Source organism: Mucilaginibacter galii (genome assembly GCF_014635825.1).
GTDB lineage: Bacteria > Bacteroidota > Bacteroidia > Sphingobacteriales > Sphingobacteriaceae > Mucilaginibacter > Mucilaginibacter galii.
Window position 1 is genome coordinate 313,578 of the sequence record NZ_BMDO01000001.1, and the last position, 20,626, is coordinate 334,203.

At 43.3% G+C, this 20,626-nt stretch carries 20 protein-coding genes; 10 read left to right on the forward strand and 10 right to left on the reverse strand.

What is annotated here, in order from left to right:
• Nucleotides 1–96: 96 nt before the first annotated feature.
• Nucleotides 97–1,626: an amino acid permease gene (locus IEV61_RS01355; protein WP_188413071.1), complete on the reverse strand. Its 1,530-nt coding sequence runs from the start codon at nucleotides 1,624–1,626 to the stop codon at nucleotides 97–99.
• Between the two features lie 554 nt (nucleotides 1,627–2,180).
• On the opposite strand from IEV61_RS01355, the gene IEV61_RS01360 reads away from it, so the two are divergent.
• Both IEV61_RS01360 and dacB read left to right on the forward strand, forming a co-directional pair.
• Nucleotides 2,181–3,659: an APC family permease gene (locus IEV61_RS01360; protein WP_188413073.1), complete on the forward strand. Its 1,479-nt coding sequence runs from the start codon at nucleotides 2,181–2,183 to the stop codon at nucleotides 3,657–3,659.
• Nucleotides 3,631–5,043 (forward strand): D-alanyl-D-alanine carboxypeptidase/D-alanyl-D-alanine endopeptidase, encoded by a 1,413-nt coding sequence (gene dacB, locus IEV61_RS01365; protein ID WP_229746997.1) that lies wholly within the window; start codon nucleotides 3,631–3,633, stop codon nucleotides 5,041–5,043. The genes IEV61_RS01360 and dacB overlap by 29 nt, the downstream gene beginning before the upstream one ends.
• 70 nt (nucleotides 5,044–5,113) lie before the next feature.
• Here dacB and IEV61_RS01370 read toward each other — a convergent pair whose 3' ends face one another.
• From IEV61_RS01370 to IEV61_RS01390, 5 genes are all read right to left on the reverse strand, one after another.
• Complete coding sequence (locus tag IEV61_RS01370) at nucleotides 5,114–5,704, reverse strand: trimeric intracellular cation channel family protein (protein WP_188413075.1); 591 nt, start codon at nucleotides 5,702–5,704, stop codon at nucleotides 5,114–5,116.
• Nucleotides 5,704–7,836 carry a vWA domain-containing protein gene (locus IEV61_RS01375; protein ID WP_188413077.1) on the reverse strand — a complete coding sequence of 711 codons (2,133 nt, stop codon included), beginning with the start codon at nucleotides 7,834–7,836 and terminating at the stop codon, nucleotides 5,704–5,706. The genes IEV61_RS01370 and IEV61_RS01375 overlap by 1 nt, the downstream gene beginning before the upstream one ends.
• A 43-nt stretch (nucleotides 7,837–7,879) precedes the next feature.
• Complete coding sequence (locus tag IEV61_RS01380; RefSeq protein WP_188413079.1) at nucleotides 7,880–8,134, reverse strand: DUF3253 domain-containing protein; 255 nt, start codon at nucleotides 8,132–8,134, stop codon at nucleotides 7,880–7,882.
• 53 nt (nucleotides 8,135–8,187) lie between these two features.
• The gene (gene fabG / locus IEV61_RS01385; protein ID WP_188413081.1) at nucleotides 8,188–8,931 is read right to left on the reverse strand and encodes a 3-oxoacyl-[acyl-carrier-protein] reductase; all 744 of its coding nucleotides are present in this window, start codon (nucleotides 8,929–8,931) and stop codon (nucleotides 8,188–8,190) included.
• A 63-nt stretch (nucleotides 8,932–8,994) separates the two neighbouring features.
• Nucleotides 8,995–9,663 carry an SH3 domain-containing protein gene (locus tag IEV61_RS01390; RefSeq protein ID WP_188413083.1) on the reverse strand — a complete coding sequence of 223 codons (669 nt, stop codon included), beginning with the start codon at nucleotides 9,661–9,663 and terminating at the stop codon, nucleotides 8,995–8,997.
• A 184-nt stretch (nucleotides 9,664–9,847) separates the two neighbouring features.
• Here IEV61_RS01390 and IEV61_RS01395 point away from each other — a divergent pair, with 184 nt between their 5' ends.
• Complete coding sequence (locus IEV61_RS01395) at nucleotides 9,848–10,180, forward strand: hypothetical protein (protein WP_188413086.1); 333 nt, start codon at nucleotides 9,848–9,850, stop codon at nucleotides 10,178–10,180.
• A gap of 82 nt (nucleotides 10,181–10,262) precedes the next feature.
• On the opposite strand, the gene IEV61_RS01400 is transcribed toward IEV61_RS01395, so the two are convergent.
• The 3 genes from IEV61_RS01400 to carA all read right to left on the reverse strand — a co-directional run bounded on the left by IEV61_RS01400 (nucleotide 10,263) and on the right by carA (nucleotide 12,379).
• Nucleotides 10,263–10,478 (reverse strand): hypervirulence associated TUDOR domain-containing protein, encoded by a 216-nt coding sequence (locus IEV61_RS01400; RefSeq protein ID WP_188413087.1) that lies wholly within the window; start codon nucleotides 10,476–10,478, stop codon nucleotides 10,263–10,265.
• Nucleotides 10,479–10,607: 129 nt separating this feature from the next.
• Nucleotides 10,608–11,024 carry a hypothetical protein gene (locus tag IEV61_RS01405; RefSeq protein ID WP_188413089.1) on the reverse strand — a complete coding sequence of 139 codons (417 nt, stop codon included), beginning with the start codon at nucleotides 11,022–11,024 and terminating at the stop codon, nucleotides 10,608–10,610.
• A gap of 254 nt (nucleotides 11,025–11,278) precedes the next feature.
• Complete coding sequence (carA, locus tag IEV61_RS01410) at nucleotides 11,279–12,379, reverse strand: glutamine-hydrolyzing carbamoyl-phosphate synthase small subunit (protein ID WP_188413091.1); 1,101 nt, start codon at nucleotides 12,377–12,379, stop codon at nucleotides 11,279–11,281.
• A 232-nt stretch (nucleotides 12,380–12,611) separates the two neighbouring features.
• On the opposite strand from carA, the gene panB reads away from it, so the two are divergent.
• Nucleotides 12,612–13,427 carry a 3-methyl-2-oxobutanoate hydroxymethyltransferase gene (panB, locus tag IEV61_RS01415; RefSeq protein ID WP_188413093.1) on the forward strand — a complete coding sequence of 272 codons (816 nt, stop codon included), beginning with the start codon at nucleotides 12,612–12,614 and terminating at the stop codon, nucleotides 13,425–13,427.
• Nucleotides 13,428–13,564: 137 nt separating this feature from the next.
• Nucleotides 13,565–14,323 (forward strand): RluA family pseudouridine synthase, encoded by a 759-nt coding sequence (locus IEV61_RS01420; protein WP_188413095.1) that lies wholly within the window; start codon nucleotides 13,565–13,567, stop codon nucleotides 14,321–14,323.
• 127 nt (nucleotides 14,324–14,450) lie between these two features.
• On the opposite strand, the gene yiaK is transcribed toward IEV61_RS01420, so the two are convergent.
• Nucleotides 14,451–15,440: a 3-dehydro-L-gulonate 2-dehydrogenase gene (yiaK, locus tag IEV61_RS01425; protein WP_188413097.1), complete on the reverse strand. Its 990-nt coding sequence runs from the start codon at nucleotides 15,438–15,440 to the stop codon at nucleotides 14,451–14,453.
• Between the two features lie 183 nt (nucleotides 15,441–15,623).
• Between yiaK and IEV61_RS01430 the strand changes: the two genes are divergently transcribed.
• From IEV61_RS01430 to IEV61_RS01450, 5 genes are all read left to right on the forward strand, one after another.
• Entirely contained in the window at nucleotides 15,624–16,133 is a 510-nt protein-coding gene (locus IEV61_RS01430; protein ID WP_188413099.1) for a hypothetical protein, read from the forward strand.
• A 56-nt stretch (nucleotides 16,134–16,189) separates the two neighbouring features.
• A complete protein-coding gene (purN, locus tag IEV61_RS01435) occupies nucleotides 16,190–16,768 on the forward strand; it encodes a phosphoribosylglycinamide formyltransferase (RefSeq protein ID WP_188413101.1) in 579 nt (192 codons plus the stop codon).
• Between the two features lie 31 nt (nucleotides 16,769–16,799).
• Entirely contained in the window at nucleotides 16,800–17,690 is an 891-nt protein-coding gene (locus IEV61_RS01440) for a hypothetical protein (RefSeq protein WP_188413103.1), read from the forward strand.
• A 160-nt stretch (nucleotides 17,691–17,850) separates the two neighbouring features.
• Nucleotides 17,851–19,392, forward strand: a complete 1,542-nt coding sequence (purH, locus tag IEV61_RS01445; protein ID WP_188413105.1) for a bifunctional phosphoribosylaminoimidazolecarboxamide formyltransferase/IMP cyclohydrolase — start codon at nucleotides 17,851–17,853, stop codon at nucleotides 19,390–19,392.
• A 153-nt stretch (nucleotides 19,393–19,545) separates the two neighbouring features.
• Nucleotides 19,546–20,568: a rod shape-determining protein gene (locus tag IEV61_RS01450; RefSeq protein ID WP_188413107.1), complete on the forward strand. Its 1,023-nt coding sequence runs from the start codon at nucleotides 19,546–19,548 to the stop codon at nucleotides 20,566–20,568.
• Nucleotides 20,569–20,626: the final 58 nt, after the last annotated feature.

Consider the following 20,626-nt stretch of genomic DNA (forward strand, 5'->3'; position numbering starts at 1 on the left):
CAGGCCGCAACTTTGTTGGTATGGAGTACAAAGGATTAAAAGCAAAAAAGGTTCTGCACGTAATGCAGAACCTTTTTATTATCATGTGAATGTTACTTAGTCAACATATTTAGGATTTGGCGGATCCAATGGCGTTTTGTCTAAACCCAAACGCACTTTAGAATGCTTAATGCCATAACCAAAGTAGATGACAAAGCCAATAATTAACCAAACAATTAAACGTGCCCAGTTTTCCCAGCCTTCGCTGGCAATCATACCCAGGCAAACTAAAGCACCTAACGGGCAAACTATCTGATACAACGGCGTTTTAAACGGACGGTTAATATCAGGGTCGGTTCTGCGCAGAATAAAGATGCCCAAACATACCAGCACAAATGCAAACAGGGTACCAATACTCACCATATCGCCCACAATACTATCGGGCACAAAGCCGGCAAATATAGAAACGAAGATGAAGAACAACCATTGAGATTTGTAAGGTGTGCGGTGTACAGGGTGTAATTTCGAAAATACAGGAGGCACTAAACCATCGGTGCTCATGGTATAGAACACGCGAGTTTGGCCCATCAGCATCACTAATATTACCGAAGAGAAACCTGCTAAAATAGCTACAGTTACCAACTTGGCTAACCACTCAAAACCCGGCATATGATGACGTATAGCGTAAGAAACCGAAGCCTCGCTGCCTTGGGTTAAAAACTCTTTGTAAGAGGCTATACCTGTTAACACGTGTGAGAACAAAATGTATAATGCAGTACAAATTACCAACGAAATTAAGATACCCAATGGCATATCTTTTTGTGGATTCTTAGCTTCTTGTGCTGCTGTAGATACAGCATCAAAACCAATAAATGCAAAGAATACGATACTTGCCCCACGCAAGACCCCAAACCAGCCGTGATTACCGGTGGCCGCATAATCGTGCAGAACGCCAGTACTCAGTTTGATAGTTCCGGCGTTTTCTGGGATCATGTAAGGTGTATGTAAAGCAGGATTAATGAACTGCCAGCCAAAGCCAATGATCAATAATACAATAGCCACTTTAACAAACACAATAACATTATTAACCGCAGCCGACTCTGCCGTGCCGCGTATTAAAAGCATGGTGAGTAAAAAGATGATCAGGATAGCAGGTAAGTTAACTATACCGTGCACGCCATCTGCCGATTGAAAGGGCGAATGGCTCCATTCATAGGGTATTCCTATGCCAAAAAACGTATGAAGCAGGTCATTCAAATATTGCGACCAGCCAATGGCTACCGTAGCCGCGCCCAATGCATACTCCAATACCAAATCCCAACCTATGATCCAGGCAATAAATTCGCCCATGGTGGCATAAGAATAAGTGTAAGCGCTACCTGCAATAGGTATCATACTGGCAAACTCTGCATAGCATAAGCCGGCTAAAGCACAACCTATGGCAGCAATTATAAACGAGATAGTTACCGCAGGACCGGCGTTACCACCAGCAGCAGCAGCCGTACGAACAAATAAGCCCGCACCAATAATAGCACCTATACCTAAAGCCACTAATGCCGTTGGGCCTAAGGTGCGTTTTAAACTCTTATCCGACTCGGCCGATGCAGCAAGCAACGACTGAATGGACTTCTTAATAAATAAACTCATGTTCTTTGATCAGTTGTATAGATTTAATCATGTTTACCTCCAAACGTACTTATTTTTATTGAAAATGTAAAGTTCGGCGAGTAACAATAAGCCGATGTTAATAATTAGCTGATTTATAAGCTAATTTGTCGTACATTTTAACCCAAAAGAGGCCCTTTAAAGCACCTCTTTAACACGTTAAACCATTTTATCTGGCGCAACTAAGTATCTGATGCTCGATTGTATCTTAATTTTGTCCTGAATTTGTTGATTAGTATGCACTTCATGATTTAAATGCGGTACAATAACTGACGAAACAATAGACACAGCTTAATAAAATATTAATGGATGGTCCCAATTTATCTATACAGCAAAGAAGCATAGCGTAGGTGAATTGATTTTTTGTCACTTTTTTTATCAAAAAAGAACAAAGGCATCCGCGGCCATAGCATACGATGGCCAATCATCAGCACAAAACAAGGTTTAAAACGTACTTACAAACCCTTTTTCAAATCACCATCAGCAAAATCCCAACATTTTTAAATAGATTTAGGACTTTAATCCTTTAACCATTGATGGAACCAACCTCTACTCCACCTAAATTAAAAAGCGAACTTGGCCTGTTAGATGGCACCATGCTGGTAGCCGGCTCCATGATCGGCTCCGGAATATTTATTGTAAGTGCCGATATCATCCGTAATGTGGGCTCGGCTGGCTGGCTTATTGCCGTATGGGTTATTACCGGCTTTATGACCTTAACGGCCGCTGTTAGTTACGGTGAGTTGAGCGCCATGTTTCCTAAAGCAGGCGGACAGTACGTTTACTTGAAGGAAGCCTATAATAAACTCATAGCTTTCTTGTACGGCTGGAGCTTTTTTGCTGTTATTCAAACAGGTACTATTGCTGCGGTGGGCGTGGCTTTTTCAAAGTTTACAGCAGCGTTTTTAGCATCAATAAGCTTTACAGCAAAGTATGCCTACCTGGTTAGTGAGGACACCATTTTATTAAAGGCTCCGATAGGCAGTTATGTATTTACGCTAAGTGCGGCCCAACTGGTTTCTATTGTTGTGATCGTGCTGCTAACTTATATAAATACCAAAGGGGTTAAAGGCGGAAAAATAATTACGACAACGCTTACCATTACTAAATTATTGAGCTTGTTTGGTTTAATAACCTTTGGCTTTATCATGCTAAATGGTAATGTATGGCATGCCAACTGGACCAACGCCTGGGATATGCACGGCTTAGGTAAAGATGGCAGCATTACGTCCTTAACCATGGCTGCCGCTTTGGGTGCCATTGCTGCTTCTATGGTAGGATCTATATTCAGCAGCGATGCATGGAATAATGTAACCTTCATTGCCGGCGAAATGAAAAACCCACAGCGCAATATTGGGTTGAGCTTGTTTTTAGGTACGCTCATCGTTACACTGATCTACGTATCAGCCAACGTAATGTATACAGCTGTACTGCCTTTACAAGAAATTGCATCGGCCGAAAAAGACAGGGTTGCCGTAGCTGCCTCAAACGCTATTTTTGGTAATGCCGGTACCATAATTATTGCGCTGATGATCATGATCTCAACTTTTGGCTGTAACAACGGCTTAATTTTAGCTGGCGCGAGGGTTTATCATACCATGGCTAAAGACGGCTTGTTTTTTAAAAAGACCGGTACCTTAAATAAAAATGCGGTTCCGGAGTTTGGTTTATGGATACAATGTTTAGTAGCCAGCATACTTTGCCTTAGCGGCCGCTACGGCGACTTGCTGGATATGATCTCTTTTGTGGTGGTTATTTTTTATGTGCTTACCATTGTGGGTATCTACATTTTAAGGGTAAAACGCCCCGATGCACAGCGTCCTTACAAAGCATTTGGTTACCCGGTATTGCCTGCTATCTATGTATTGATGGGCTTAACATTTTGCACGCTGTTAATTATATATAAACCGCAATACACTTGGCCTGGCCTTATTATTGTACTTATCGGCATTCCTATTTATTATATTTCGCAACGCAACGTTAAGCATGAGGATACGGTACTTATTGATAGTTAGCTTTCTACTTTTAAACGTTTACAGCCAGGCGCAAACTTTAGAAAAGAGCCTGCAAATCGCTTTTAACAAATTACAGCAAGACAGCCAATGCCGGTATGCCACCCTATCGTTAACGGTATTGGATGCGGCAACGGGCAAGGTTATCTATACCGCCAACGGCGATAAAGGCCTGGCGCCTGCCTCTACGCTAAAAACGGTTACTTCTATAACAGCATTTAACCTGTTAGGGGCCGACTATAAATTTGAAACCAAATTAGGATACACAGGTACTATTGATGCCAATGGCATACTCACTGGTGATGTAATCATTAAAGGCGGCGGCGACCCCACTCTTGGGAGCTGGCGCTGGGAAACCACCAAAGAAAACGCTGTTCTCAACCAAATGGTAACCGCCCTGCAACAGGCAGGCATTAAACAAATAAACGGCCGCATTATTGGCGATGATTCCATTTTTGATACCCAGGCCGTTCCCGATGGCTGGATATGGCAGGATTTGGGCAACTACTACGGTGCCGGTGCCTCAGGCTTATGCTGGCGTGAAAACACATTTGACATTAAATACACCACAGGTACGGTTGGCAGCCCGGTAACAGTATTACGCACGGTACCGGCCATGCCTTACTTCGACTTTAAAAGCGAAGTATTGACTTCAGGCCCGGGTTCGGGCGATCATTCTTACGCTTACCTGCCGGTTGGCAATAAGTCCATGTATATTCGTGGCGCCTATGCCATTGATAAGGCTAAGAAAAGCATCAGCGTAGCCATGCCCGATCCTGCTTATGATGCCGCTTTCCGGTTGACCGACACTTTGAAGCGCTTAAATATCAAAGTGAGCGGCGAGCCTGAATCTGTAATTACGCTAACGGCCAAAGGCACGCAAATACCCACTATCAACAAAACATTAACCACAGTATACTCACCAGAGTTGAGCAAGATTGTGTACTGGTTAAATAAAGAAAGCATTAACCTTTATGCCGAACAAATGCTCAAAATGCTGACCGTAAAAATGGATAAAACAGTATCTACCAAAAGCGGAGTACAGGTGCTTCAAAACTTCTGGAAGGTACGCGGTATTGACGCACTGTCACTCAATATATATGACGGCAGTGGCCTTTCGCCCGAAGACAGGGTAACTACCCACAGTGTAGCCCAAATCCTGCAAACGGCGGTAGCACAGCCTTGGTTTTCTTCTTTTTACGATAGCCTTCCTCTTTACAACAACATGCACATGAAAAGCGGCACCATTGCCGATGTGGTAGCCTACGCTGGTTATCAAACACATGGCGGGCGCAGGTTGTGCTTTTCGGCTATCATTAACAATTATAATGGATCAACCACCACGGTAAGGCAGAAGTTGTTTAAGGTTTTGGATGAGTTGAAGTAATCTTAAGGTGCGGGGATCGGGGTTTTGAGGAGCGGAAATACCCCACTCTTCGCACCTTACTCTCTGCTCCTTACCAAACCGGCAACTTCAAATCATATTTTACCGCCAGTATTCTGATACCGCAGATAAAAGCGATTGCAATTACTTTCGCCCAGTTAGGGTCAATGAGATGTCTCAATCCAAAGTAGATTCCGCCGCCGATGATGCAGGCTGTAGCATAAATTTCTTTGCGGAAGATGAGCGGGATATTGTTCAGCAGTATATCGCGAAGCACACCGCCGAAACAACCGGTGATGGTACCTAAGATGATGCAGACACCGTTGTTCAGCTCGGCGTCAACGCCTTTTTGAATACCTATCAGCGTAAATAGTCCTAAAGCATCGAACAAAAACAGTGTAATTTTGAAGTTTTTTAGATATTTTTTGAAGAAAATTGCAGAAACGGCAGTAATCGTAATTACGATAGGTCCATTCAAATCGCGCATCCAGCTTACTGGTGTATAACCAATTAATACATCACGAATGGTACCGCCGCCAATGGCTGTAATGAAGGCAATTACGATAACCCCAAAGGCATCCAGCCGCTTTTGCATGGCCGAAAAAGCACCTGATATGGTGAAGGCCACCGTACCCAACAACTCAATAACAAAGGAAACGCTCATTACACCTCTCCTTCCCGCTTACGTAAAAACCACTCGGTACTCAGCAAAGCCAATATCAGCACGAACAGCCATTTGCTGTCAATCAGGTCGCTGTAACGCTGATCATCGTACACTACGGTCTTAATATTTTCGTTCTTGCGAATCAATTCGGCCAGTTGATTAAGCTGAGCAGGCTGCAGCATTTTACCGCCAGATTGTTTGGCCATGTTATACAGCAATTGATGGTTAGCGGTACTTTGCCTGCTTTCGAGGTTCAAAGCTTTGATAGTAAACTGCCCTTTGGCGGTAAAGGTTTGTTTACCCAGTTTGCTATTGGCAGTATAGCTGTAATTACCTACAGGCAATACACCGGCGTTTAACTGGTAACTTTGCCCCGCCCGGCTAAACAAATAGCTATAGTTCTTGCCACTGCTGTTTTTCAGCGTGATATTAACATCAGGGGTGTTAATTAGCTGCAAAGCATCATTGTATAGTTCGGCATTGAGCAGTATATTCTCTCCCTCGTCAAATACATTTTTGGCGGCATATACCCTAAACCTTTGGCGGTTGGCATTGGCGGTTAAGTATTGAATGCTTTGACTAAACAACTCTTCCATAGCCGTGTGGCTACCAAATTCTTGGTACTCGGCCAGGTTCCAGCGCCACAAGCCTTCGCCAGCTAAAACGGCCGTGCGGCGGCCATCAGCTTCGTTAAAGGCCAGCAGCGGGAAGGTGGTATTTACGCTACCTATCTTTTGTTTAAGCAATACAGAAGCGCCTGCCGCCGAGCCGTAGTTACCAAACGGCGCCAGCAAAGGCGGAAAGCGGTTGATCTTATTTTGCGTAGAATCGGTCAGGGTAAATAGCGAGAAACCGGCAACCGGTACAGCGAATTCTTCCTGTACATCGGTACGGCCGGCAATAATACCAATAGTGTTTTGTTCCTGGTTAAAATCCGACAGATCGGTTTGGGCACCCGTTATGTACCAAAGCGGTACTTTACTTTGCGCGGCAAATGTTTTCAAAGCCGGGTTATCGCCTGCCGTAATCTGGTACAATATGATTAACCCATAATCACTCAGCTTCACAGTAGTTAACTTATCCGCAGGCACTGCCTTAAGTTCGTAATTCTTGTTCCGCTCTACCAGTTGTTTAATTACGCTGATATCGGGGTGCGGACTGGCATAAGCCAGTAAAACTTTTTGCCTGGCATCTAACACTTCAATATAAATGATTTCGGCGTTATTTTGAACCGATAGCTCATTGCTTATAGGTGCAAGCTTTACCGTAAATTGGTGGATGCCCTTTTTATCGGCATTAAGCTTTACCGGCACCACTTCACGAAAAGCATTGCTCGTAACCGGGATGTTTTGCGTAAACACAGTACGGCCATCTTCCGCAATGCTCAGGCGCAAAGTTTCGCCCATACTCTGGTAGGCTTCGGCTAAAACCTCCAGCATAAAGTCGTTGCCTAAAAATGCGGTTTTGTTGTAGTTAACGTTACTAATGAGTAAGTCGCGGCGTGGAACGGTATCGCCAAGGGCAATGGTATAAATGCTGGTTTTGAGGTTTCTGGTTTCGTATTGAGGATCGGCACCCTGGTTATACAAGCCATCGGTAGCCAATACTAATGCGCCTACATTTTGATTAACAAAACGTTCATTAAGCTCATGTATAGCTGCTGCTATATTAGTTTGCTTTCCCTGGTAACTGGTAGATAAGCCGTTATGCAAATTACGGTCGAAATTAAACTCCCGTACTTCATAATCGTTACCTAAAAGCTTTTTTAAGCCTGCTAATTGAATATTGAATTCACTAACGTTAAAGGATTTTGGTTTGAAAGTGTTAATAGATGAGGAGTTATCCTGCGCAATTAAAACCAGCGGCTTTTGAGGTTGGTAAGTAACCGACTTAATTAGCGGAGATACGAGCAAAAAAGCGATCAAGAACACGGCAAGTGCACGCAATCCTGACAGCAACCAGCGCCCACCACTGCTTATACTAACCGGGTTGCGGTACATTAGCCAGGCATACAAAACACCAAGCAGCAGGCAAACAGGCGTCCACCAGCCCGAAACACTTCCCCAGGTTAAGGAGGTGAGTAGTTGAGTGGTGAGTGGTGAGTGGTTCAATAAGAAATAGCTGTAAGGCACGGCCTAATTTAACTTTTAAAACAACAACTCACTAATCAACCGTTCAACTACTCACTATTTTTATACGGATAGGCCCTTTGATGTTGTTGATATCTACCGGCTTACCTTTTTGGGTAATGCTTACTTTGCCTTGCTGATGCAAATTAATCGCTACCTGCCTAACTTCTTCCATATGCTTACGCCAGTTTGCAGGAAACATTTCCCGGGCTACTTCCGACGGACAAATGGTTTTATCTGCCCCGCGCTCAGTTGCCATAGCGATTATGGTTTGGCTGATGATTGATTGTTCATGGTTCATTGCATCATCATCCAAAGTCTTAGCTCTTAATTCTTGGCTCTTGACTCTATAAATTACGCCATTCCACCGTCGACCGAAATTACTTGGCCGGTGATGTAAGCAGCCATATCTGAGGCCAAAAACACACAAGTGTTAGCAATTTCTATCGTTTCGCCTGCGCGTTTAAGCGGGATACCGGCAGTCCAGCCTTCTACTACTTTAGGATCTAAAACTTCGGTCATTTCAGTTTTAATGAAACCAGGCGCTACCACATTGGTGCGGATGTTACGTGAGCCTAATTCTTTAGCCATTGATTTAGAAAAACCAATAATACCGGCTTTAGAGGCCGCATAGTTACCCTGACCGGCATTACCCTGTATACCCACCACCGAACTCATGTTAATAAAAACACCCTGACGCGCCTTCATCATTATTTTTGAAGCGGCTTTCGTAACGTTAAATATCGATTTCAGGTTCACGTTCAGTACCTCGTCCCATTGCTCTTCGGTCATGCGCATCAGCAGGCCGTCTTTAGTTATACCGGCATTGTTTACCACAATATCCAGTTTGCCAAAATCAGCCACAATATCATTGATCAATTTATCGGCTTCGTCAAACTTCGAGGCATCAGAACGGTAGCCTTTTACCTGCGTGTCAAAGCTTTGCAGTTCCTGCTCCAGCGCCAGTCCTTTTTCTACAGACGACAGGTAAGTGAACGCCACATTAGCGCCATGCTCGGCAAATTTTTCGGCTATGGTACGGCCTATACCTTTACTTGCTCCGGTAATGAGCGCAGTTTTTCCTTCTAACAGTTTCATATATTTCAGGTAATATTAGAGGGCGTGAAGGTAATAAATTTTGTTGGGAGTAGTTAAACAGGCTTATGTACACGAGGCAAAAGAAAACTTAACGATGTTATTCTTCAGGCGCTTTATCTTAATATCCTGAGCGGCATCCGCACCATTGAGGCAGACCTTTTCAAAAAGTTGTACATCCTGATAACTGATTCCTTTAAAATATACATTCGTATCCCAGCAGCCATCACCCGATGATTCTTCTAAAATTATTGCACCTTTATAATAGTAAGTGGTTTCTTCAGAATCTACCCCTTGAACCACTTTTTTTATCATCCTTTTAGTGTAGCCTTTATAATTTCGCTTAATATAGGTATCTACTTCTTCCGGAGATCCATTTTCATTTAACTTTAAACAAGGCATTTTGGATAAGTAACCGTCAAACACGTAACCTTCTATTTGCCCATACTTCACTTTCAACCAGTACCCTTTTAAAGTAACCGGAACCGGGGTAATATCGTTTGTTATTTTTCCTTGCCAAGCCTTTAAAGAATCTGTTCCGGTACTCAAAACTTCAACAGATACTCCATAAGGAATTGTAGATGTTATGGTGCTTTTACTATCCGGACTTTTATAAAGCTTAATACCTTTCAAAACCCAAACATTGACTTTATCACCTCTATTGAACCTTACAGAACCTTGAGTAGTCGCCACGCTCAATACAATTAAGACCAACAGTAGATACGCATATTTCATGTGGTCAAATTAATAGTTTACTACGTAGAAGTAATTAAAGAAATGTTAAATTTTAGTACTGTTTCCATCACAAATAGAAATCAATTAAGTCTCTAACTGATGAGAATTAAAAGCCAATTTTGGAAGATTGTGACTAAACATCGTCTTTGTTTTTTTGTTAGCCTAACAACTATCAACGCAGCACATGTACACAGCCAAAATAATACGTCACCGCCATAAGTTTCATCATTACATGAATGATGACCTGAAGGAAGTTAAAGAAGAAACACATTTCAAGATCGTGTTTTCAGAGCCTGCCGAGTTCGATCGTTTCCGGGAATGGATCAAGGAGCACGACGGCGAATATAATTACAACAAAGAAGAAAGCCGCCAGGAAGGAAAATTCCCTAAGGTACCTATGTTCCACGACGAAATTTGCTGGTGCGATATTATGACCTACTACATTATGCATGTAGCCGGTTACAGCTTTCACAGCACCATTGACCCATATAAGGGAGAGGTTTATATTAAAGAGTAGATTACAGAATACAGAGTCAAGAATACAGAATTATCAACAATAGACGATGTGGTTCTTGATTCTGTATTCTTGATTCTCCAATCTATTTCTTTCCACCTTTTTTTAGCTCACTTTCCGATTTAAGCACCTTTGTGCCGTTTTCCTGCTTAATTTCATAAGCAGGCTCGTCTTTGCTGGCTTTACGCTTAATGGTAGAGCCTTTGCTCTTGATCTGCGTAGTATCTTCATGCTTCTTTTCTATTTTACCTTCAGCTTCCGATTTTCCCCACTCCCAGTGTACGGTATCTCCCTTTTTCATAATGATGATGTTTGGTTGATCTGGTACAAATAATCGGCCATAAAGAAGCATTAAACAAGCTGGTTGTAGTCAGTCGATTGAAAGAGAAGTAATGAAACAGATGGAATAAGTGTAACGCTATTTACAACCTTACTTAACTGTTAAGGTATCTATAATAGCATGGGTGCTATCGGGGCCTAAAAATTTGAGATAAAATATTCCGGCTTTGTCCGATTTGAATTTAAAAACTGAAGAACGCTGCACTTCCTTGCCGCTGCAGTCTTCAGCTACATTGGTAGCGGTAAATAGTTTTATCTGCGTAGTATCACTCAGTGTATTGGCCTTGAAACTTTTAAAAGTCTGGCAATTTCCCTCGTATGGCCACGATACCGTAAACTTAACCTCTTGGTTAACGGCGGCCATAGTAGGACCATTTACACTGGCAATAGTCGACTGCTTAACGCTGATAAAATTATCAGTATTTACCATCTCCTTCAACTCCGACTTCTGGCAAGAAGCGGCTGAAAGCAGTAACAAAATGGCAATAACAGGTAGAATTTTATTCATTTTATAAGGTTTTACGCAACGGCGTAAGCAGCAAAATTTTGATGACTTAGTTTAAGTATAGGTTTAATAACGTAAAGCTACTTTTTAGTTATTAATATTACAACACATTGTGGTAAACAAATCATCATTTTTATTAAAAAGGCTGCGCTTTATTTACAAAATACAATCCTTGTCCAAATTCTATTTAAAACATAATACACATCAACGCAGAAAGCCGGCTGTGAGCCGGCTTATTCTATAATTCTCTTAGATTCTTATTTCATCAAATCCACAAAGTCATCAAATAAATAACGGCTATCATGCGGGCCCGGAGATGATTCAGGGTGATACTGTACCGAGAATGCTTTTTTGTCTTTCACACGAATACCCTCGATGGATTGGTCGTTCAGGTTAATGTGCGTGATCTCCACTTTTTCCGAAGCACGAACCGCATCCTGCACCACGCCAAAACCATGGTTTTGAGAAGTAACCTCGCAGTGGTCTTTCAATATATTTTTAACCGGGTGGTTTAAGCCGCGGTGACCGTTAAACATTTTCTTGGTAGGAATACCATTAGCCAAAGCCAACAACTGGTGGCCTAAGCAAATCCCAAACATAGGCTTATCAGCCTCCAAAATATCTTTTACAGTATCAATGGCGTAAGGCATAGCCGATGGATCGCCGGGGCCGTTGGAGATGAAGTAGCCATTAGGCTTAAAATCAGCTTCCATTTCCTCGAAAGATGTTTTAGCCGGGTATACTTTTGCATACACATCGCGCTCCGAAAAATTACGCAGAATGTTCTTCTTTACACCTAAATCTAACACGGCCACACGGTAAGTGGCATCTTCGTTACCAAAAGTATAAGTTTCGTTGGTGGATACCTGAGATGAAAGCTCTAAACCATCCATGGATGGTACCGAGGCTAAACGCGCTTTAAGTTCTTCCACATCTAATATCTCCGAAGAAATAATGGCGTTCATGGCGCCTTTATCGCGGATGTGACGCACCAACTGGCGGGTGTCAATATCTGAAATACAGGTAATATTTTGCTCCTGAAAATAATCCTGAATGCTTTCATCGGCCTGTTTACGGCTGTAAGCAATGTTGTAATTTTTACAAACCAAACCGGCAATTTGGATCTTGTTCGACTCGGTTTCTTCGTTGCTGATACCGTAATTGCCAATGTGCGCATTGGTAGTTACCATAATTTGCCCAAAGTACGAAGGATCGGTAAAAATCTCCTGATAGCCTGTCATCCCGGTGTTAAAGCAGATTTCGCCGGTAGTTGTGCCTATTTTTCCGGCAGCTTTACCATGAAAAACGGTACCATCGGCCAGTAGCAATATTGCCGGTAACTTGGTGTAGTTGGTCATTTTACAAAAAAATTAAAAGGATGAAAATTAAGCCGGTTGGCCTGGTGTACAGCTCCGTGAAAGCAGTGGGTGAGCAGCATGAATGGTGCGTCTGTATTCACGCCGCAAAAGTAAGTTATTTTTATATGAGAGTCAAGAGTGCAGAGTCAAGAATATAGATAACATTTTTATTAGTTTTGCACATGGAGTCTTCATCTTTATTCTTGACTCCATACTCTTGATTCTTTCTCACATGTCTGTAAATAAAGAAATAAAGCGCGTTACCACCCACAGCATTCAAGCCATGAAAGTCAATGGCGAAAAAATTGCTATGCTTACGGCTTACGATTTTTCGATGGCCAAAATTGTGGACGATGCCGGTGTTGATGTAATTTTAGTAGGCGATTCGGCCTCTAATGTGATGGCTGGCCACGAAACTACGTTGCCTATCACTTTAGATCAAATGATCTACCACGCCTCATCGGTAGTACGGGCGGCAAACCGGGCCTTGGTGGTAGTCGATTTGCCTTTTGGTTCTTACCAGGGTAACTCTAAAGAAGCGCTGAGCTCGGCTATCCGTATTATGAAAGAATCTGGTGCTCATGCAGTTAAGCTTGAAGGTGGTATTGAGATTGCCGAATCGGTGAGTCGTATATTAACAGCTGGTATACCGGTAATGGGGCACTTAGGCCTGACGCCGCAGTCCATTTACAAATTTGGCACTTACACTGTGCGCGCCAAGAAGGAAGCCGAGGCACAAAAATTACGTGAGGATGCCTTAAAACTGCAGGAATTAGGCTGCTTTGCAGTAGTACTGGAGAAAATACCTGCTGCCCTGGCGCAAGAAGTTAGTGCGAGCTTGCAAATACCTACTATTGGCATTGGCGCAGGTCAGCATTGCGATGGACAGGTATTGGTGATACACGATATGTTGGGTATTAATAAAGGCTTTCGTCCGCGCTTTTTACGCCAATACGCCAGTTTGTATGATGTTATGAATGATGCTATTAAGGGCTATGTGGGCGATGTAAAAGCTAAAGACTTCCCGAACGAGAGAGAGCAGTATTAAGAATAGAACCAAGATACAAGAATCAAGAGCCAAGAGTTAACAGTATCGGCTTACAATTCTTCATCAAACTAAAGCATTAACAAACTATATAATTCTTACTGACTAACGGATTATTCCGACTTCTTTACTAAAACCACATGGCTAATAAACCTGTACCTAATAACCCTAACGCCGAAATTACGGACAACGACGTTCTGTATGAAGACAATCACCTGATTGCCATTAATAAACGCGCCGGCGATATTGTACAGGTAGACGACACAGGCGATATTCCGCTGGATGAAAAGGTGAAGAATTACATTGCCAAGAAGTATAATAAGCCTAACGGTGCCTTTTTAGGCGTGGTTCACCGGTTAGACCGGCCGGTAAGCGGTGTAATCCTTTTTGCCAAAACCAGCAAAGCTTTGGAGCGTGTAAACGAGATGTTTAAAACGCGTGAAATGCGTAAAACCTACTATGCCGTAGTGCGTAACCGCCCTAACCCGCCGTATGGCAATCTGGTGCACTGGCTTATTAAAAACCCTAAAAAGAACGTTACAACAGCACATGGACATGAAGTGCAGGGCAGTTTGCGGTCGGAGTTGCATTACCGTATGGTTGGCGAACTGGAGGGGTATTACCTAATTCAGGTTAACCCAATAACCGGCCGCCCACACCAAATACGGGTGCAGCTTTCTACCCTGAATAGCCCCATTGTAGGCGATAACAAGTATGGCTACCCCCGCGGCAGCCTTAGAAAAAGCATTTGCCTGCATGCCCGCCGCCTACAGTTTATGCACCCGGTAAAAAAGGAACCCATAGACATTAAAGCCCCCCTGCCGAAGGATGGCTTCTGGGAAAAGTTCGCTCACTTGATTCAGGACAAGGACGACGAAGTGGTACTGAAGGGAGAGTAGCAGATGTGCAGATTAAGTGCATTTAACTACTCACTATTGTTCAAGTAACTCTGCCTTTTCTTCAAAAAAATACAAAAAACTTCATTTTTATACATTTTCAGTTCTGCAAATTTTCAAGTTCTGCACGTCACAAAGTTTTCACCTTTTCCCATATTTTTTCATCCACCGGGATGCCTTCTTTTAAATTTCGCTCACGCGTTTTCAAAGTACTCTCACCGGGGTAACGGATGGCGTTGTCAGGATTTTCCAAACCACTGGTTTTAGTGTAGGCGATGATCTGTTCTATGAGGTCTGCCGATTGGGTACCATTGTTAGGTTTGATGGCAATGAACACTTGCGATACCCCATACTCCGCTTTACCCTTCGTAATCTCGGCAGTAGAACGCCCCTGGCTCAGTATCGTTACCAGCAGATCGAGCATGAGCGACAGGCCCGAGCCCTTCCAAAAACCTATCGGCAGCAAACGCCACGATTCCATGATCTCCCCGGCATTGGTGGTCAACTCCCCTGCCTTGTTATAACCGCCCGGCAAAGGCAGTTCATCTCCTGCATCGCGGTATTGCTGCAACTTACCAAAGGAGTATTGCGACACCGCCATATCCAGCACCACATGACCCTCTTTTCGCGGAACAGCTATGATGAGTGGGTTATTCCCCAAACGAGGGTCTACCCCACCCCAGGGTGGTACGTTGGCTATGGTGTTGGTAAAGCAAATGCCAATGCAACCGGCATCGGTTGCCTGCCAGCCATAGGTGCCGCCACGCATCCAGTGGTTGGTGTTGCGTATGGCCACGCAGCCCATGCCATGCTCATTGGCTAAGGCAATGGCCCTGTCCATGCAAAAGCGGGCATTAAGCATGCCCGGCCCCAGGTTGCCATCGTATCGTTCCAACAAACCCAGGCCTTCCTGTGGCGTTGGTTCGGCATCAGGGTTTACCAGCCCCTCTTTTACATACTGCACAAAAACCGGGAAACGGTTTAAACCGTGGGTGTACACCCCATCGCGGCTATTTTCTGCAAATATGGTGGCTATTTGTGCGGCCTTGTGAGCTGTAAAATTGAGGTCGAGCAGTATCCGTTCAAATTCTGCCTGCAATGTTTCAAAAGGTATTCTCATCAGGTATTTGTTAAAAACTAACTTATAAATTACAGCAAGGTTAACATATGGTTTGCTAAACCACCACAGTATTTCTCTAAGTTAATTAACTACGCCGCCAACTTACACAATACGGTATAATAAGCTGCGTTATAATCGCATCGGGTTAAGCAAGTAGTTTAACAGATTTTGTATTTTTGCCACGTGCATAACTTTCGTAACAAATTACCTGTACTTATTATACTGGCTTTCATGCTGGGCGGCTGGCTCATCAGCTCCTGCAAAAAAGAAGATCAGGGCGCGTACGTTAATGTATTTTTGACAGCCCGCGAGTGGCAGCTGGCATCGCAGCAGCTAAGTTTATACCACGGCGACACCCTTAAACGTACCGATACACTGAACCGCGAATGTCCAAAAAACCAGGTTTTCAACTTTAACAGCAATGGTAACTGCACTTACACCAACTATAGTTGCACTACTCAAAGTGTACAAGGCACCTGGCAAGTAACCACCCAGGATTCGCTGCTGCTCAGGTCAAATATTTTATTGAAAGATTCTTTGGCCGGGACGAGTTCAAGACCGTTTGCACATGCACAAATTTTAAACCTGGGCCAAAACTCGCTGGTATTACAGTCTGTAGTGACCGATACTTTGCGTAGGGTGCCTACCACCGTACTGCGCCGCCGTATTACCCGCTATGCGTTTATACATTAATAGGTGCATTTACATAAAATGCTATATTTACCACCGTTAACCATCAATATACTGCTTTGAAAACCAGGATTGCCATTTTTGCTTCAGGATCGGGTTCTAATGCTCAAAAGATATTAGAGTATTTTAAACATCATGACCAGGGCGAAGTGGTGCTGATACTCACCAACAACCCACAGTCATACGTACTGCAACGGGCCGATAATTTCGAGATACCCTCGCACGTATTTACCCGCAACGAGTTTTACCAAACCGATGATGTAGTTAAACTGCTTAAAAGCATGGAGGTAGACTTAGTTGTGCTGGCCGGTTTTTTATGGCTGGTTCCGGCATCGTTGCTGAAGGCTTTTCCAAATCAGATCATCAACATACACCCCGCCCTATTGCCTAAATATGGCGGCAAAGGTATGTACGGCGATAATGTGCACAAGGCCGTATTGGCCAATGGCGAAACCGAAAGCGGCATCACCATCCATTTTGTGAACGAACATTTTGACGAGGGCGAAACCATTCACCAGGCTAAATTTAAAATTGAACCCGGCGATACGCTCGACAGCATCAAACTAAAAGGCCAGCAACTGGAGCATCAGCATCTTCCAAAGGTGATTGAGGGGTTGCTAAAAAAGGTAAGAAAATAAGAGGTTATCGTAACTAAAATAAACGTACCTTATGTTTGGCAGTGGCCTCATTTCGCTTAGTGTTATTGCATTAATTGGGGGCGCTATTTATGAATTCAGGAGAATTTGCACTGACTGGAAAACGGTACTGTATTCTGTTGCTGGTGCCTTTGTATTAAGTTTTTCTACTTTTTTGCCCGGCAAGCGTGAAAGGGATTATAATATAGACCGACACATTGCGCAATGGCCATACTTCTTCCTTGGCTTTCTAATAGTCATAGCTTGCGTAGCTTATAAAGACAAAGTAACGGCTAAACTAACCGAAGGGATAACGCTGTTACAATCGGTAGCAATTGTATACTGGTTCTACGACTCCGATCTGTCGGCAATTAGAAATATCTTTTTCGAAATACTTTTAGTGATACCTTTCCTGTATACGCTGTATACCTTTTACCATGCTTTTACTTACCAAACATTATCGCGCAGTAGCCGCCTCAGGTTAAGCATATGGAGCTCGATAATTTCAATGATATTGGCTATCGATTACCTTTACAGGGTATATCAAAATCCATCCATCGAAACAACATCCGACTGGCTTGGCAGAGTCTACATTGGCCTGCAATACTTTTTATTAGGCACTTGCAGCATCTACATTGCTCAAAATATTTTGATGCTGTTCGACTTCTTACCCGGAAAGGGTACTTTTTTTAATAAGAAGTACTTTGATGAACTGCACGAACTAAAGAATGACCATATAGAACGCTATTCAGGTGATCAGGTACAAATAGCACATTCAATTGCCGCTGTAATATTCTCAGTAACAGTGTTTGCGGTTAACTACCATTATCAGTTCTTTCCTAAAAGCTTTGCTATTTGGATTACGTTTCTGGTATTTCCGCTGATTCTGTATTTTTTGCCTGGTAAAAAAGATTCAGTTAGTTAAAATCAAAACTTTTGAGATGAATAACACAGATTACAACGGTCATTACCATCCAACTTATTCAGCTTGAAAACATCCTCAAAATACACATTAAACTACGCACAATTCACTACTTACTAATCAACTAAAACACTACCTTTGCGGCTCAAAAAAGAAGTATTGCATGAGCCAGTCTGTTCAAATTAAAAACGCTTTAATTTCTGTTTTCTACAAAGATCATTTAGAGCCTGTTATAAACGAATTAAAACGTTTAGGAGTAACCATTTATTCAACCGGTGGTACCGAAACTTTTATTCGCAGCCTGGGTGCCGATGTAGTAGCCGTTGAAGATTTGACCTCATATCCTTCTATTTTGGGTGGCCGTGTAAAAACGCTTCACCCAAAAGTATTTGGCGGTATACTTGCCCGTCGCGGTTTTGAAAGCGATGAGCAGCAATTGGCCCAATACGAAATTCCGCAGATAGATTTAGTTATTGTTGACCTTTACCCGTTCGAAGAAACGGTACGCTCCGGTGCCGATCAGCCCGATGTTATTGAGAAGATAGACATCGGCGGTATCTCGCTCATCCGCGCGGCAGCCAAAAACTTTAAAGATGTGGTGATCGTAGCCTCAAAAGACGATTACCAGGGACTTGAAGAAATTTTAAGAACACAAAACGGCGAAACCACCTTTGCACAACGCCGCAATTTTGCTCAAAAAGCATTCAATATATCATCGCACTACGATAGCGCTATCTTCCAGTATTTTAACATAGCACAAGACGATGAAAGCCAGTCACTGCCGGTTTTCAAGCAAAGCATACAAACCAGCCAAACGCTGCGTTACGGCGAAAACCCGCATCAGCAAGGTACTTTTTATGGCGACCTGAACGCTATGTTTACCAAATTGCATGGCAAAGAGCTATCGTACAACAACCTGGTAGATGTTGACGCAGCCGTTTCGCTTATTGACGAGTTTACCGACCCTACCGTAGCTATTTTAAAGCACACTAACGCTTGCGGTATTGCCACCCGCTCTTTTATTAAAGAGGCCTGGATAGATGCTTTGGCCTGCGACCCGGTATCGGCCTTTGGCGGTGTTATTATTGCCAATGATGAAGTAAACGCCGAAACGGCCGAAGAAATAAGTAAGCTATTTTATGAAGTACTGATAGCCCCGGCCTATACCGATGAGGCCGTTGAAATACTAAAAAGCAAAAAGAACCGTATTATACTCATCCGCCAGCGGGTTGAGTTAGGCGTTAAGCAGTTTAAAACTTTGCTGAACGGCGTAATTGAACAAGATAAAGACCTGGTAATTGAAGGCCCGGAGAAAATGACAACCGTTACCGAAAAGCAACCAACCGAGCAGGAGTTGAAAGATTTGTTCTTTGCCAACAAAATAGTGAAACATACCAAATCTAACACCGTGGTTTTGGCTAAGAACAACCAGTTGCTGGCCAGCGGTGTTGGTCAAACCTCAAGGGTTGATGCTTTACGCCAGGCCATTGAAAAAGCTAACAGCTTTGGCTTTGACCTGAACGGCGCGGTAATGACTTCGGATGCTTTCTTCCCCTTCCCCGATTGTGTGGAGATAGCGGCCGAAGCAGGTATTACAGCGGTATTGCAACCGGGAGGATCTATAAAAGACCAGGACTCTATAAACATGGCTAACGAAAGAGGCATAGCCATGGTAACAACGGGAGTTAGGCACTTTAAACACTAACCTCTCCCTGGCCCTCTCCAAGGGAGAGGGAGGTAATTTCAAAAAAGTCTCCCCTTTGGGGAGATTTAGAGGGGTGCTTTGAAATGCAAACGGTTATTAATAACTTACAGATATTTTTTATAATCTTTACTGATTATTTGACACAAACATTCAATGGGTTTATTTAATTTTTTTACACAAGAAGTTGCTATTGATTTAGGAACTGCAAATACCCTGATAATACATAACGATAAGGTGGTGGTTGATGAACCCTCCATTGTAGCTTTTGATCGAAAGACCAATAAAGTTATAGCTATTGGCCGCCAGGCTATGCAAATGGAAGGTAAAACCCATGATAATATACGTACGGTACGCCCGCTAAAAGACGGCGTAATTGCCGATTTTGATGCTGCCGAGCATATGATACGCGGTATGATCAAGATGATCAACAAAGGTAAAGGCTGGTTCTTCCCGTCGTTACGTATGGTGATCTGTATTCCATCGGGTATTACCGAGGTAGAAAAACGTGCCGTACACCAATCGGCCGAAATTGCAGGCGCTAAAGAGGTTTATTTAATTCATGAGCCAATGGCGGCTGCGGTGGGTATTGGTATCGACGTAGAAGAGCCTATGGGTAACATGATCATTGATATTGGTGGTGGCACTACCGAAATCGCGGTTATTGCCTTATCGGGTATCGTATGCGACCAGTCTATCCGCGTAGCCGGAGATAACTTCGACTCTGATATTGTTCAGTACATCCGCCGTCAGCATAACATCATGATTGGTGATCGTACTGCCGAAAAGATCAAGATAGAAGTTGGTGCCGCACTGCCCGAACTGGCCGATCCACCGGCTGATTTTGCCGTACAGGGCCGCGACCTGATGACCGGTGTACCTAAGCAGATCACCGTATCTTATACTGAAATTGCACATTGCCTCGATAAATCTATCTCTAAAATTGAGGAAGCTATCTTGAAAGCACTGGAGATCACTCCACCAGAGCTATCGGCCGATATTTACCAAACAGGTATTTACTTAACCGGCGGTGGCGCCTTATTGCGCGGTTTAGATAAGCGTGTGGCTGCCAAAACCAAACTCCCTGTACACGTAGCCGAAGACCCTCTTCGTGCGGTTGTACGCGGTACCGGTACCGCCCTCAAGAATATTGGTAATTATAAATTTTTAATGCAATAGTTTGGTGAGTAGTTGAATGGTGAGTAGTTAAGTAGTTGTTTAATATTTAGCTAACCAA

What these genes read in the sequence shown, in the direction of transcription:
- purH (WP_188413105.1), top strand. Translation starts at nt 17,851, where the DNA reads ATGAGCCAGTCTGTTCAAATTAAAAACGCTTTAATTTCTGTTTTCTAC.
- panB (WP_188413093.1), top strand. Translation starts at nt 12,612, where the DNA reads ATGTCTGTAAATAAAGAAATAAAGCGCGTTACCACCCACAGCATTCAA.
- yiaK (WP_188413097.1), bottom strand. Translation starts at nt 15,440, where the DNA reads ATGAGAATACCTTTTGAAACATTGCAGGCAGAATTTGAACGGATACTG.
- IEV61_RS01355 (WP_188413071.1), bottom strand. Translation starts at nt 1,626, where the DNA reads ATGAGTTTATTTATTAAGAAGTCCATTCAGTCGTTGCTTGCTGCATCG.
- IEV61_RS01400 (WP_188413087.1), bottom strand. Translation starts at nt 10,478, where the DNA reads ATGAAAAAGGGAGATACCGTACACTGGGAGTGGGGAAAATCGGAAGCT.
- IEV61_RS01420 (WP_188413095.1), top strand. Translation starts at nt 13,565, where the DNA reads ATGGCTAATAAACCTGTACCTAATAACCCTAACGCCGAAATTACGGAC.
- IEV61_RS01390 (WP_188413083.1), bottom strand. Translation starts at nt 9,663, where the DNA reads ATGAAATATGCGTATCTACTGTTGGTCTTAATTGTATTGAGCGTGGCG.
- IEV61_RS01360 (WP_188413073.1), top strand. Translation starts at nt 2,181, where the DNA reads ATGGAACCAACCTCTACTCCACCTAAATTAAAAAGCGAACTTGGCCTG.
- fabG (WP_188413081.1), bottom strand. Translation starts at nt 8,931, where the DNA reads ATGAAACTGTTAGAAGGAAAAACTGCGCTCATTACCGGAGCAAGTAAA.
- IEV61_RS01380 (WP_188413079.1), bottom strand. Translation starts at nt 8,134, where the DNA reads ATGAACCATGAACAATCAATCATCAGCCAAACCATAATCGCTATGGCA.
- IEV61_RS01405 (WP_188413089.1), bottom strand. Translation starts at nt 11,024, where the DNA reads ATGAATAAAATTCTACCTGTTATTGCCATTTTGTTACTGCTTTCAGCC.
- IEV61_RS01450 (WP_188413107.1), top strand. Translation starts at nt 19,546, where the DNA reads ATGGGTTTATTTAATTTTTTTACACAAGAAGTTGCTATTGATTTAGGA.
- IEV61_RS01395 (WP_188413086.1), top strand. Translation starts at nt 9,848, where the DNA reads ATGTACACAGCCAAAATAATACGTCACCGCCATAAGTTTCATCATTAC.
- IEV61_RS01370 (WP_188413075.1), bottom strand. Translation starts at nt 5,704, where the DNA reads ATGAGCGTTTCCTTTGTTATTGAGTTGTTGGGTACGGTGGCCTTCACC.
- dacB (WP_229746997.1), top strand. Translation starts at nt 3,631, where the DNA reads ATGAGGATACGGTACTTATTGATAGTTAGCTTTCTACTTTTAAACGTT.
- IEV61_RS01440 (WP_188413103.1), top strand. Translation starts at nt 16,800, where the DNA reads ATGTTTGGCAGTGGCCTCATTTCGCTTAGTGTTATTGCATTAATTGGG.
- carA (WP_188413091.1), bottom strand. Translation starts at nt 12,379, where the DNA reads ATGACCAACTACACCAAGTTACCGGCAATATTGCTACTGGCCGATGGT.